The following is a 12,653-nucleotide window of genomic DNA, read 5'->3' as shown; positions in this document are numbered from 1 at the left end:
CTGGCAGAGCTGTTTTGCGACGCAGACCATATCGACATGCTCCGGCAGCTCAACCCACAGCAAAAAGCCGCCCTGCGGGCGCGTCACGCAGATCCCGCAGGGGAAATACTCCCGCACCCAGCAGGTCCAGGTTTCCATGTTGTTCTGGTAAATCTGTCGCATCCGGCGCAGGTGGCGGTGGTAGTGCCCTTCGCGGATAAACGCCGCGACCGCCAGCTGCGTGGTCGGTACGTTGGTGCCGCTGGCGGCATACTTCATGTGCAGTACCCGGTCGTAATAGCGCCCGGGCGCAATCCAGCCGACCCGTAGCCCCGGCGCGACGGTTTTGGTAAACGAGCTGCACAGCAGCACGCGGCCGTCGATATCCCAGGATTTAATGGTGCGCGGGCGCGGGTAGTCGTTCGCCAGCTCGCCATAGATATCATCTTCGAAGATGGCGATGTCGTAGCGCTGGGCGAGGGCCAGTACCGCGCGCTTGCGGGCGTCCGGCATGATAAAGCCGAGCGGGTTGTTGCAGTTCGGCACCAGGATTACACCCTTGATCGGCCACTGCTCCAGCGCCATCTCCAGCGCCTCAATGCTGATACCGGTCTGCGGGTCGGTCGGGATCTCAATGGCTTTGATGTCAAAACCGCGCAGCAGCTGCATGGTGCCGTAAAACGACGGCGATTCGACGGCGATAATATCTCCGGGCTTGCACACCGACAGCAGAGCGATGGACAGCGCGGCGTGGCAGCCGCTGGTGATCACGATATCGTCGGCGGTCATGACGGCGCCGTTGTCGAGCATCAGGCGGGCTATCTGCTCGCGCAGTTCGCGCCTGCCGGGCAGTTCGTCATAATTGAAAATGTCACCGCCGTTGTGCTGCACAATGCGGCTCATCTCTTTCCACAGCGGTTTTAGCGTCGGCTGCGAGACGTCCGGCGAGCCGCCGCCCAGTGCGGTGATGCTTTTGTCGTTGCGCGCATCCAGCAGCGTCAGCACCTGATCCCACTGGGTGACCTCTACCGGACGCTGCGCCGGGCGCGACATCGCCGGTACCGGCGGCTGCGCTTTACGCGGGGCGATAAAGTAGCCGGAACGCGGCTGCGGGGTGATGAGCTGGAGGTTTTCCAGCATCTGATATGCCTGCTGAACGGTGCTGATGCTGACGCCATGCTCCTGGCTTAAGGCGCGCACCGAGGGCAGCTTTTCCCCGTGGCGGTACAGCCCCTGTTCGATACGCTGGGCAAGAATATTCGCCAGATGCTGATAGCGCGTCATGCTGTATCCTCTTTCTCACCATACAGATGGATAAACCAGTACAGATTGGTCAGATAAACACCGTTCAGATAACGTTTTAGCCGATCTGTATGTTAAAGAAAAGTAGATTCTGAGTCTGTATTGAGCACCCCGGATTCCGGGATGATAAAGCCTCTGGCAAGCTGTGGAGGTGGATGATGGAATTCGATGAAAACCGTGCGAAAAAACCGTTTATCGGCTTTGTGTTTTTCTGGCAGGCGTTCAAAACGTGGCGTCGGCAGGCGGCGAGCCGCCGCGTGCTGGACAATCTTAGCGACGAGCAGCTCAAAGACGTCGGCATCAAGCGCAGCGACTACTGCTGATCTTAGCGGTTATTTCTGCCGGATGACGTTACGCTTATCCGGTCTGTAGGCCCGGTAAGCGTAGCGCTACCGGGCAATTTCAACGGCTTACACGACCGCTTCCATTTCCATCATCACCGGGTGGAAGCGGCGCTTGAAGTAGATCAGGCCGTTTCCTTCCTCGCTTAAGATGATGTTTTTAATTTCCACCAGGTACACCAGATGGGTGCCGATACTTTGCACCTGGCTGATTTCGCCTTCGAGGTTTGCCAGTGCGCCTTTGAGCATCGGCTGTGCCAGCGAGCCCTGCTGCCAGCAGGAGAGGCTGAAACGCTCTTCCATCGCCATCCCGGTCATCCCGGCAAAGTGACGCGCCATCAGCTCCTGCTCGTTGTTCAGAACGTTGATGCACAGCTTGCCGTTGCCCTGAAACACCGGGTTCATGGCGCTGTTGGCGTTGATGCAGACCATCACTGACGGCGGGGTGTCGGTGACTGAGCAGACCGCCGTGGCGGTAATGCCGCAGCGTCCGGCGTCACCGGCGGTGGTGACAATGTTCACCGCCGCGGACAAGCTGGACATCGCATCGCGAAAGCGCAGACGTTGTTCATCTAATTGCATGTAAACCTCCTGCCGCTGGTTACTTCAGCAGCTTATCCAACAGATTGATATCCGCATTGTTGTGCAGGTGCGGCACCGTCCAGCCGTGCTGGTCGTACTCAGACAGGCAGCGGTCGACCATCGTCATCATTTTGTCCATGTTGCCGGAGCTCTGCGCCTGGCGCAGGCACTGCAGGCGAATTTCGTCCTGGCTGCCGGAGTAGTTGATTTCGTACAGCTCGTGGCGGCCGCCGAACTCGCTGCCGATGGCATCCCACATCAGTTTCAGGATCTTGATGCGCTCGACGTGATCCATGCCGTTGGAGCCGCGGACGTATTTCGCCAGGTATTCGTTGATCTGCGGATTGTTCAGATCGCGGGCGCTGGACGGCAGGTAGATAAGCCCGCTGGTGACGTTGCGCTCAATAATATTTTTGATCTTCGCGTAGGCCATCGGCGCCATCACGCGGTAGGTCTGCAACGCGGCGTGATCCGGCAGCCACGCGCCGTTGACCCATGGGGTTGCTTCAGAGCACATGGAGTCGCTCAGCGCCCAGAACATGTTGCGCCAGGCCACCACTTCGCCGAGATCCGCCTGCACGCCGCGGAACTCCAGGGTGCCGGTACATTCCAGCGAGCGCTTCAGCAGCGCGGTGATGAAGTCGAGTTTCACCGCCAGGCGTACGCAGGCCTGTAGCGGGTACATGCGGGCGAATCCGCCTTCCATGGTCCAGCGACGGCAGCGGTCGAAATCGCGGTAGATCAGCACGTTTTCCCACGGGATCAGCACGTTATCCATGACCAGGATCGCATCGTTTTCATCGAAACGGCTGGAGAGCGGGTAGTCGTACGGCGATCCGGTCGCCCCGGCCACCATCTCGTAGGAGGCGCGGGAGATAAGCTTCACGCCCTCGGCGTCCATCGGCGCGACGAACATCAGCGCGAAGTCCGGGTTTTCCCCCATCACCTGGGCGGAGCCGAAGCCAATCATGTTGTAGTGGGTCAGCGCCGAGTTGGTGGCGACCACTTTTGCGCCGCTGACGACGATCCCGGCATCCGTCTCTTTTTCCAGCTTGATATAGACGTCTTTCACTTCGTCCGCTGGCTTATGGCGGTCGATAGGCGGGTTGACGATAGCATGGTTGAAGTACAGGCCGGCTTCCTGAATACGGGTGTACCAGTTGCGGGCGTTTTGCTCGAACTGGCCGTAGAAGGCCGGGTTGGCGCCCAGCGCGCAGCCGAAGGCGGCTTTGTAGTCCGGCGTACGGCCCATCCAGCCGTAGCTCAGGCGCGACCATTCGGCGATGGCGTCGCGCTGCTGGCGCAGGTCATCGGCGCTTTTTGCCACGCGGAAGAATTTGTGGGTGTAGCCGCCGTTGCCGGTATCGGTGTTCCAGCACAGCGTGTCCTGCAGTTCCGGTTTGTGCAGCGCGTCATACATCTGCGCCACTGAGGCCGCCGCATTGCGAAATGCCGGGTGGGTGGTGACGTCTTTGACGCGCTCGCCGTAGATATAAATCTCGCGGCTATCCTGCAGGCTTTTCAGGTACTCTTCGCCGGTTAACGGACGCTTTGCGTCAGCACGGAAATCTTCAGGTTTCATGTTCACCTCTTCACTCGTATTCGGAATGTTATTTGTTAAATTTATGTTTTGTTTTTGTTGTTTAATTGAAGCGTGAGAGGGGCGCTACGTGAAGGGACGATTGGGACAACGGCGGGTACTTTTCGGACGGGGTCAGGTTTTGTGATCTCTGCGGCTTTTTGGCGGGCGGCGCGGTGCCGCCCGGGAAATCACGATACCGGTACTTTTTGCGCGCGGTATGCGCTGGGCGAGCAGCCCACCAGGCGGTTAAAAAAACGGGCGAAATAGGCCGGGTCTTTAAACCCCAGTTGCCAGGCGATGTCGCTGACCGCGCTGTCGGAAAACAGCAGCAGCCGTTTGGCTTCGCGCATCTGCCGGTCGAAAATCAGCCGTTTCGGCGGGCGGTTGGCAAAACGGCGGCAGATGTCGGTCAACCGCGATTCCGTCAGGTGCAGCGCGTGGGCGTAGTCGGGAACGGTCCAGTGCTGGTGGTAGTGACTGTCGATAGTCTGGGTAAAACGCTGGAACAGTTTTAGTTCGCCGCGCATACCGCTGGCGGCGTGGTCATCGAGGGTGGTGTTGCGCAGCAGCAGGGTGAACACCGCCTGGGCCAGCAGCACCAGCGTGTGCTCGCGGCCCGGCAACTGTTCGGTAGACTCCCGTTCGATAAGCCGCCAGTAGTGGGCAAGCGCCGTCAGTTCGTCGGGTTTATCGGCCATGGAGAGGCAAATGCCCGGCAGGCCGAAGGTCTCCCGCGTGCCGGGGTAGAGCACCTCCAGCAGCGGCCAGATGAGGTTTTCACGTACCGTCAGCACGTGGCCGTCGCTGTCCGACTCGGTAATAAACGCGTGCGGCACCGACGGCGGCGTGAGCACGAACAGCGGCGCCTGCACCGAGTAGCGATGGTCGTCGAGCTGCAGCTCGATTTGCCCGGTATCGAGAAAGTGCATCTGAAAAAACTGGTCGTGACGGTGCGCCTGCATGTCGCGGCCAAAAAACGCCGCCATGCGCGCAAAGGACTGATAATGCACGTCTTCGGAACCCAGGCTTTCATCGTACTCTTTGCTGATGTCGATGTTGGCAATCGGACTCTGGCACATGGCGACTCCTTATGTTACGGCGTGGCGCGGGGGCGCGAGGCCTTCATCGGGATTATCCAGATAATCACTGCGCCGACCACCAGCAGCGCGGCGACAAACCACAGGCCGCTGTTAAAGCTGCCGGTCATGTCTTTCAGCCAGCCGATCATAAACGGGCTTAGCGCGGAACCTATGTTGCCGGTGGCGTTGATCGTCGCAATGCCGATCGCCCGCGCCCGCAGGCTGATGGACTGATCCGGCGTGGTCCAGAAAATCGCCATCGCGCTAAACGAACCGGTTGAGGCCATGATAATTCCCAACAGCTGGATCAGGCTGTGATCGGTGGCGGATGCCAGCAACCAGCCCGCCGCGGCGAACAGATAGGGCAGCGCGGTATGGTGCTTACGCTCCTGGTATTTATCGGAATGACGGCTCCAGTAGATCATCCCGAGTATGGTGCAGATCTGCGGGATTGCCGCCAGCAGGCCGATGGTGATGTTGCTGCTGCCCTCGTTGAAGCTTTTGAGGATCTGCGGCGTCCAGATGCTGATCGCGCTGAGCGTGTTGGTCAGGCAGAAGTAGGCCAGCGTATACATCAACACGATGGGCGTAAACACCTCGCGCCACAGGCTGCGCTGCTGCATGGCGTGGTGGCTGATGGCCCCTTCCGGTTGTACCAGCGACAGCCGGTCGTTATCCATCATCTCCTGCAGGCACTGTTTATCGTCTTGCGTCAGCCATCTGGCGTTGGCGGGTTTATCGTCGAGATAAAACCAGACCATCACGCCCAGCAACACGGAAGGGAACCCTTCCAACAGGAACAGCCACTGCCAGCCGCGCAGGTTCATGATGCCGTCGAGCGACAGAATATAGCCGGAGACTATTGAACCGAGCGCGGTGGTGACCGGCATGGCGATCATAAACAGCGCGTTGGCGCGGGCGCGGAAAAAGGCCGGGAACCAGTAGGTTAAATAGAGCAGAATGCCGGGCAGAAAACCGGCTTCGGTGATCCCCACCAGCATACGCAGCACGTACAGGCTGTGAGGGCCGGTCGCGAACATGGTGGCGGTGGAGGCGATGCCCCACAGCACCATGATAGTCGCAATCCAGCGCCGCGCGCCGACGATGCTGAGCATGATGTTGCTGGGAATGCCGAAAATCACGTAGGTCGCATAAAACAGCGTGGTGGCCAGGCCAAACATGGTGGCGTTCAGCCCCAGATCCTGGCCCATGGTCAGCCCGGCGAAGCCGATATTGATGCGATCGAGAAACGAAAAAATAAACAGCACGAACAAAAACACGATCAAACGGCGGAACAGCTTGTTGATAACCGACTGCTGCCGCGCCGTCAGCTGTTTATGCTGATTCGCGGGGTCGCGCCGGTCTGGCAGTGCAGATGATGTGTCGCTCATTGTCTTTTTCCTCTGATGGGAATTTTTGTAGGGTGAGACGGCTGTTGTTGCCCGGCGTTAGTACACGCCAGGCTCTGCGGGTTTGGCGTTGGCGCCTGCGCTAAAACGTTCGGCTAACGCCTCTGCGGCGCGCGCCAGCAGGGTTGTGTCCACACCGACGGCGACAAACAGCGCGCCGAGTTCGAGATAACGTTTGGCCAGCGTCTCGTTGGCCATCAAAATGCCCGGCGCTTTACCGGCGTTGCGGATCTGCGCGATGGCATCTTCAATAGCGGCCTGGACTTCAGGGTGCTGCGGATTACCGGCGAAGCCCATGTCTGCGCTAAGATCCGCCGGGCCGATAAACACGCCGTCGATGCCCTCGACCTCAAGGATCTGCGGCAGGTTTTTCAACGCCTCGCGAGTCTCGATTTGCACCAGCACGCACATGGCGTCGTTGGCCTCATGGAGATAGTTCGGAATGCGGTTCCAGCGCGACGCGCGAGCCAGCGCGCTGCCGACGCCGCGGATGCCCTGCGGCGGGTAGCGGGTCGCTTTCACCGCCAGTCGGGCCTCTTCGGCGTTTTGCACCATCGGCACCAGCAGCGTTTGCGCGCCGACGTCCAGCAGCTGTTTAATCTGCACCGGGTCGTTCCATGACGGTCGCACCACCGGCTGGCTGGCGTAGGGCGCGATGGCCTGCAGCTGGGTCAGCACGGTCTGGACGTTGTTTGGCGCATGTTCGCCGTCGATCAGCAGCCAGTCGAAGCCAGCGCCCGCCAGCAGCTCCGCGCTGTAGCTGCTGGCAAGCCCAAGCCACAGGCCAATCTGCGGTTTTCCGGCGCGCAGGGCGTCTTTAAACGCGTTGTGCATCGTGCTCTCCTTATACAAAACGGCAGCTGATGGCGCCCATGTTGCCGTAATCGACATGGAAGGTGTCGCCTTTACGCGCTGGCACCGGGCGGGTGAACGATCCGCCGAGGATTATCTGCCCCGGTTCCAACTGCACGTCGTACGGCGCCAGCTTGTTAGCCAGCCACGCCACGCCGTTGGCCGGGTGGTTGAGTACGCCAGCGGCCACGCCGGTCTCTTCAATCACGCCGTTGCGATAGAGCAGGGCGGAGATCCAGCGCAGATCCAGCTCGTCGGGCTTGATCGGACGACCGCCGAGGATCACCCCCGCGTTGGCGGCGTTATCGGAAATGGTGTCGAACACTTTGCGCGGGCGCTGGGTGTCCGGGTCGATGTTGTGGCAGCGGGCGTCGATAAGTTCCAGCGCCGGGATGACGTAATCCGTGGCGTTGTAGACGTCGAACAGCGTGCAGTTCGGGCCGCGCAGCGGTTTTGCCAGCACGAAAGCCAGCTCCACTTCAATGCGCGGAACGATAAAGCGATCGGTCGGTATATCGCTACCATCGTGGAAAAACATGTCGTCGAGCAGCGCGCCGTAGTCCGGCTCGCTAATCTGCGAGCTGGCCTGCATCGCTTTTGAGGTGAGGCCGATTTTATGCCCCTTCAGCACCCGGCCTTCAGCGATTTTCAGGCTTACCCATTCACGCTGAATGGCGTAGGCGTCGTCGAGGGTTATCGTCGGGTAGTCCAGCGAGATCTGGCGGATCTGTTCGCGCGTTTGCTCTGCCTGGTGCAGGCGCTGCGCAATCAGGTTCTGAGTATGTTTATCAAGCATGGTTAACCTCAACGAAACAGCGCGTGGACGTTATTTTGTTTGTAATTGAGCGTCGGATGCAGCTCGTCGAGCTCAAACGACAGCGCCAGATAGCGGCTCTCCATCAGCGCGGCGAAATGGGCTTTAATCAGCGCGAACAGCATTTCGCCTACTTCCTGGCGGCTTTCCAGACTGCGGCCGCTGCCGATTTTCAGCGTCATATGAACGAAGGCGTAATCGTGCTTGCCGTCGGCCATCTGCCAGGTATCGAGCCAGTGGGCGCGGCTGCGGATGCCGCCGATGGGGAAGATTCCGGTCGCGGCGAGCGCGTCGTTGACTTTGGCGAACAGGCCCGGGAGATCGGCCTGTTCACGGATATTGTCGGTACATTCAGCGATAAAATGCGGCATGGGGCATCCTTATGCGGGCAGTGGGAACACGGCGTTGACCTGCCCGGTGCCGGAGCTGGCGAACAGGTCGGTGATGAACTCCACCTTGCCGTCGTACTTGTCCCAGCCGAGCATACCGAGCAGCATGACGGTGTCGTGCATGTTGCCTTCGCCATAGCAGTAGTCGGCATACTCCGGCAGCATGTGGCAGAACTCTTTAAACTTCCCTTCGCGCCACAGCTTCACCACGCGCTCGTCCATCTGGTGGTCGAACTCGCGGGTGTAGCTGTTCATGCCTTCTTCCGCGCGCTGATCGTCGATAAAACGGTGCGACAGCGAACCGCTGGCGAGGACCGCTACCGTACCGTCGTACTGCGCAATCGCTTTGACGATGGCTTCGCCGAGCCTGCGGCTGTCGGCAAAATCGTGAACGGTACAGAAGGCGGAAATCGATACCACTTTGAAGCGCTTGTCGCTGTTCATGTAGCGCATTGGCACCAGCGTGCCGTACTCCAGCTTCAGGCTCGGGATGTTGTGCGCTTTCGCGCGCACGCCGAGCTTGACCGCTTCGTCGGCAATCAGCTGGCCGAGCGCCGGGTTGCCGTCGTAGTCGTAGGTCATGTCGCGAATAAAATGCGGCAGCTCGTTGCTGGTATAGACCCCGGAAAAATGGTCGGCGCAGTTGATGTGGTAGGCGCTGTTCACCAGCCAGTGGGTATCGAAAACGATAATGGTATCAACGCCCATGTCGCGACAACGCTGACCAATCTCTTTGTGCCCGTCGATGGCGGCCTGACGACAGCCGTGGTTTTTCCCCGGCAGTTCAGAGAGATACATCGACGGTACGTGCGTGATTTTTGCCGCTAATGCTAACTTGCCCATATCAGACTCCCCATTTTGGAATCGGATGGTCGCCCATGGAAATGCAGACGTTCTTCATTTCCGCGAAGACGTCAAAGCTGTACTCCCCGCCTTCGCGACCGGTGCCGGAAGCCTTCACGCCGCCGAACGGTTGGCGCAGGTCACGGACGTTCTGCGTATTCACAAACACCATGCCCGCTTCGATACCGCGCGCCAGGCGCAGCACTTTGCTGACGTCCTGCGTCCAGATATAGGAGGCGAGGCCGTATTCCACGTCGTTGGCCAGGCGCAGCCCTTCGGCTTCATCTTTAAACGGTAGCAGACAGGCGACCGGCCCGAAGATCTCTTCCTGGGCTACGCGCATGCGGTTGTCGACGTCCGCCAGCACCGTTGGGCGCAGGAAGTTGCCGCTTCTCAGGTGCGCCGGCAGACTGTCTGGTTTGTCCGGGCCGCCCGCCAGCAGGGTTGCGCCCTCTTCGATACCCAGGCGGATATAGCCGGAGACTTTTTCCCAGTGCTGAGGGCTAATCAGCGCGCCGACCTGGGTGTTCGGGTCGGTCGGGTCGCCCACGCGCAGACGGTTGGCGCGTTCAGCAAAGCGTTTGACGAATTCCGGGTAGATGCTCTGCTGAATGAAAATGCGCGAACCGGCGGTGCAGCGCTCGCCGTTGATCGAGAAGATAGTGAACAGGGCGGCATCCAGCGCGCGTTCGATATCGGCATCGTCAAAAATCAGCACTGGCGATTTACCGCCGAGCTCCATCGAGTATTTCTTCAGTCCGGCATTCTTCATGATGTTGCGCCCGGTGGCGGTGCCGCCGGTGAACGACACGGCGCGCACGTCATGGTGGCGCACCAGCGCGTCGCCCGCCGTCGCGCCATAACCCTGCACCACGTTCAGCACGCCCGCCGGAATACCGGCCTCCAGCGCCAGCTCGCCCAGACGGTCAGCGGTCAGCGGCGAGAGTTCAGACATCTTCAGCACGGCGGTGTTGCCCAGCGCCAGGCACGGCGCGACCTTCCAGGTGGCGGTCATGAACGGCACGTTCCACGGCGAGACCAGCGCGCAGACGCCCACCGGCTGCACCAGCGTGTAGTTGAGCATCTTGTCGTCGACCGGGTAGGTCTTGCCGTTCATCTGCTGGCACACTTCGGCGAAAAACTCGAAGTTGTGCGAGGCGCGCGGGATCAGCACGTTTTTGGTCTGGTGGATAGGCAGGCCGGTATCGGCGGTTTCCATCGCGGCGATCGCCGGGACGTTTTGATCGATAAGGTCGCCCAGACGACGCATCAGGCGCGCGCGCTCTTTCATCGGCAGGTTGGCCCATTTCGGGAAGGCCTCTTTCGCTGCCGCCACCGCCTGATTCACCTCGGCTTCGCCGCCGGAAGCGACGTCCGCCAGCACCTCGCCGGTGGCCGGGTTGGTGGTGTGGAAATAGTCCTTACCCGCAACGTTTTTGCCGTTGATCCAATGGTTAATCTTTTTCATTTGTCTGTCTCCTCACTGACAATCCGGTTCACAAGGCGGCCTACGCCTTCCACTTCCACCACCACTTCGTCGCCTGGCGTCACATCGGAGAGGCCTTTCGGCGTCCCGGTGGCAATCATGTCGCCCGGTTGCAGGGTCATAAATTCGCTTAAATACGCGATCAGGTACGGGACGCTGAAGATAAGGTCAGCGGTGGTGCCCTGCTGGCGCAGCTCGCCGTTAACGAAGGTGCGCAGGGTTAAGTTGTGCGGATCGGGAATGGCCTCTTTCGGCACGATGACAGGCGAGATGGGCGTCAGTCCGTCGCGGCTTTTCACCCGCAGGTTCGGGCGGTAGTAGTTTTCCAGATAGTCGCGAATCGCGTAGTCGTTGCACACCGTGTACCCGGCCACGTAATCCATGGCCTCGGCTTCGGTGACGTTGCGCGCGGTTTTGCCGATGACCACCACCAGCTCCGCCTCGTAGTGCATGTACCCGACGTTATTTGGGCGCACCGAGGTCTGGTGGTCGCCGTTAAAGGTGTTGGACGCTTTGATAAACACCAGCGGCTCTTCCGGCGGTTTGAAGTCCAGTTCGCTGGCGTGGTCGGCATAGTTCAGCCCCAGGGCGAACAGCGTGCCGTGAGGGTGAGGACGCGCCGGGATCTCGCGCGGCGCGGGGAGGTCGCGTGCGTCGACAACTGTGTTTTCCAGGGTTGGAAAGCCTTCCGCCAGCACGCGTACGCGATCGCCGGGATGCAGCGTCACGCGGTGCTGCGGGGTGCCGAGCAGAATGGCGTCGCCCGGGTTCAGGGTGGCGAATTCGCTCAGGGCGCTCAGCAGCTCGGCGGCGCTGCGCGCGAGGTCAGCGGTGTTCCAGTGGTCGGCTTCACGGCCATTGATTTCGGTTATCACGGTGACGGCATCGACGTTGCTGAGGCTGACCTTCTCGCCAATCGGACAAAAGCCATCGCGGCATTTCGCTTTGATTGCCGGGCGGTAGAAGCTCTCTTCCGGCAGGCTCACCTCGTTCGCCAGCGCGTAGCCCGCGATGTAGTGGCGTGCCTCGGCCACGCTGACCTTACGGGCCGTTTTGCCGACGATAAGGGCAATCGTGGCGCCGCTTTGCACCTCGTGACCCGCCGGATGCGGAATCGGCTCGTTGCTGCGGATCACCGTATTGCGCGGTTTGATAAACCACACAGCGGTTTTCGGCGGCGTGTTATAGGGCGCGGCGTTAAATGCCTCGTGCCAGGCATCAATCTGGCTTTGATGGTTGAGTGCGACGGCGAAAACTGTGCCTTTCATGAACCACTCCTCAGGGCCGTGTTACCGGTCATTGAATTTCATTAATATATTAATGATTATCTTTATGCCAGAGTGCGGCGGTTAGCAAATTAAAGTGAATATTTTGTGATCCAATTAACGTATAATTTACATTTGTTATTTTTAGTTTATATTTATCAGTTGGTTATTTGTTGCGTGTGATTTCTGGTAGACTTTTTCGCTCAGGAACCGGTTGCGGAAGGCGGCGGGGATAGCAGATTATTTATGTATTAATGATGTTGAGAGTGGAGCAGGGGTGTTGCAATGCATGATTCGTTAACCATTGCGCTGTTGCTGGCGCGAGAAACGGCGATGGGCTACTTCCGGCCGATTGTGAAGCAGCATAACCTGACCGAACAGCAGTGGCGTATCGTGCGCGTGCTGGCGGAGAACCCGTCGATGGATTTCCACGACCTGGCGTTTCGCACCTGTATTCTGCGCCCGAGCCTGACCGGCATTTTGACCCGCATGGAGCGCGACGGGCTGGTGCTGCGCTTAAAGCCGGTCAACGATCAGCGCAAGCTGTACGTGTCGCTCACCAAAGAGGGCTATGCGCTGTATGAACACGCGCAGGCGCAGGTGGAAGAGGCGTACCAGCAGATTGAATCGGAGTACACCCCGGAGAAGATGAAGCAGCTGACGGCGCTGCTGGAGGAGTTCATCGCGCTCGGCAACCGGCAGATTGCCGAGCGGGGAGACGAAGCGTAGT

The 12,653-nt window shown here is 59.7% G+C and carries 13 protein-coding genes; 2 read left to right on the top strand and 11 right to left on the bottom strand.

Annotation, left to right across the window (positions count from 1 at the left end):
- On the bottom strand, positions 1–1,263 hold a 1,263-nt coding region (locus JO226_RS04830; protein ID WP_293494042.1), incomplete at its 3' end, for a PLP-dependent aminotransferase family protein.
- 176 nt (positions 1,264–1,439) lie between these two features.
- Here JO226_RS04830 and JO226_RS04825 point away from each other — a divergent pair.
- Positions 1,440–1,604, top strand: coding sequence for a DUF1127 domain-containing protein (locus JO226_RS04825; protein WP_293494045.1), 165 nt, complete (start codon positions 1,440–1,442; stop codon positions 1,602–1,604).
- 87 nt (positions 1,605–1,691) lie between these two features.
- On the opposite strand, the gene JO226_RS04820 is transcribed toward JO226_RS04825, so the two are convergent.
- From JO226_RS04820 to hpaG, 10 genes are all read right to left on the bottom strand, one after another.
- A complete protein-coding gene (locus JO226_RS04820; RefSeq protein WP_293494039.1) occupies positions 1,692–2,204 on the bottom strand; it encodes a 4-hydroxyphenylacetate 3-monooxygenase reductase subunit in 513 nt (170 codons plus the stop codon).
- 19 nt (positions 2,205–2,223) lie between these two features.
- Complete coding sequence (hpaB, locus tag JO226_RS04815) at positions 2,224–3,786, bottom strand: 4-hydroxyphenylacetate 3-monooxygenase, oxygenase component (RefSeq protein WP_293494036.1); 1,563 nt, start codon at positions 3,784–3,786, stop codon at positions 2,224–2,226.
- 188 nt (positions 3,787–3,974) lie between these two features.
- Positions 3,975–4,865 (bottom strand): 4-hydroxyphenylacetate catabolism regulatory protein HpaA, encoded by an 891-nt coding sequence (gene hpaA / locus JO226_RS04810; RefSeq protein WP_293494033.1) that lies wholly within the window; start codon positions 4,863–4,865, stop codon positions 3,975–3,977.
- A gap of 14 nt (positions 4,866–4,879) precedes the next feature.
- Positions 4,880–6,256 (bottom strand): 4-hydroxyphenylacetate permease, encoded by a 1,377-nt coding sequence (gene hpaX, locus JO226_RS04805; protein WP_293494031.1) that lies wholly within the window; start codon positions 6,254–6,256, stop codon positions 4,880–4,882.
- 57 nt (positions 6,257–6,313) lie between these two features.
- Positions 6,314–7,108 (bottom strand): 4-hydroxy-2-oxoheptanedioate aldolase, encoded by a 795-nt coding sequence (gene hpaI / locus JO226_RS04800; protein ID WP_293494028.1) that lies wholly within the window; start codon positions 7,106–7,108, stop codon positions 6,314–6,316.
- Between the two features lie 10 nt (positions 7,109–7,118).
- Positions 7,119–7,922: a 2-oxo-hept-4-ene-1,7-dioate hydratase gene (gene hpaH / locus JO226_RS04795; RefSeq protein WP_293494026.1), complete on the bottom strand. Its 804-nt coding sequence runs from the start codon at positions 7,920–7,922 to the stop codon at positions 7,119–7,121.
- A gap of 8 nt (positions 7,923–7,930) precedes the next feature.
- The gene (locus JO226_RS04790; RefSeq protein ID WP_293494023.1) at positions 7,931–8,311 is read right to left on the bottom strand and encodes a 5-carboxymethyl-2-hydroxymuconate Delta-isomerase; all 381 of its coding nucleotides are present in this window, start codon (positions 8,309–8,311) and stop codon (positions 7,931–7,933) included.
- 9 nt (positions 8,312–8,320) lie between these two features.
- Positions 8,321–9,172: a 3,4-dihydroxyphenylacetate 2,3-dioxygenase gene (hpaD, locus tag JO226_RS04785; protein WP_293494020.1), complete on the bottom strand. Its 852-nt coding sequence runs from the start codon at positions 9,170–9,172 to the stop codon at positions 8,321–8,323.
- 1 nt (position 9,173) lies between these two features.
- Entirely contained in the window at positions 9,174–10,640 is a 1,467-nt protein-coding gene (gene hpaE, locus JO226_RS04780; protein ID WP_293494017.1) for a 5-carboxymethyl-2-hydroxymuconate semialdehyde dehydrogenase, read from the bottom strand.
- Positions 10,637–11,926, bottom strand: a complete 1,290-nt coding sequence (gene hpaG, locus JO226_RS04775) for a 4-hydroxyphenylacetate degradation bifunctional isomerase/decarboxylase (RefSeq protein ID WP_293494014.1) — start codon at positions 11,924–11,926, stop codon at positions 10,637–10,639. Before hpaG ends, hpaE begins: the two co-directional genes overlap by 4 nt.
- 282 nt (positions 11,927–12,208) lie before the next feature.
- Here hpaG and hpaR point away from each other — a divergent pair, with 282 nt between their 5' ends.
- The gene (gene hpaR / locus JO226_RS04770; RefSeq protein ID WP_293494011.1) at positions 12,209–12,652 is read left to right on the top strand and encodes a homoprotocatechuate degradation operon regulator HpaR; all 444 of its coding nucleotides are present in this window, start codon (positions 12,209–12,211) and stop codon (positions 12,650–12,652) included.
- The last annotated feature ends 1 nt before the right edge of the window (position 12,653 follow it).

This window comes from Pluralibacter sp., from assembly GCF_019237635.1.
Taxonomy (GTDB): Bacteria; Pseudomonadota; Gammaproteobacteria; order Enterobacterales; family Enterobacteriaceae; genus Enterobacter_B.
The sequence above is the reverse complement of the archived record's forward strand: the minus strand, read 5'-3'. Positions and strand labels throughout refer to the sequence as shown.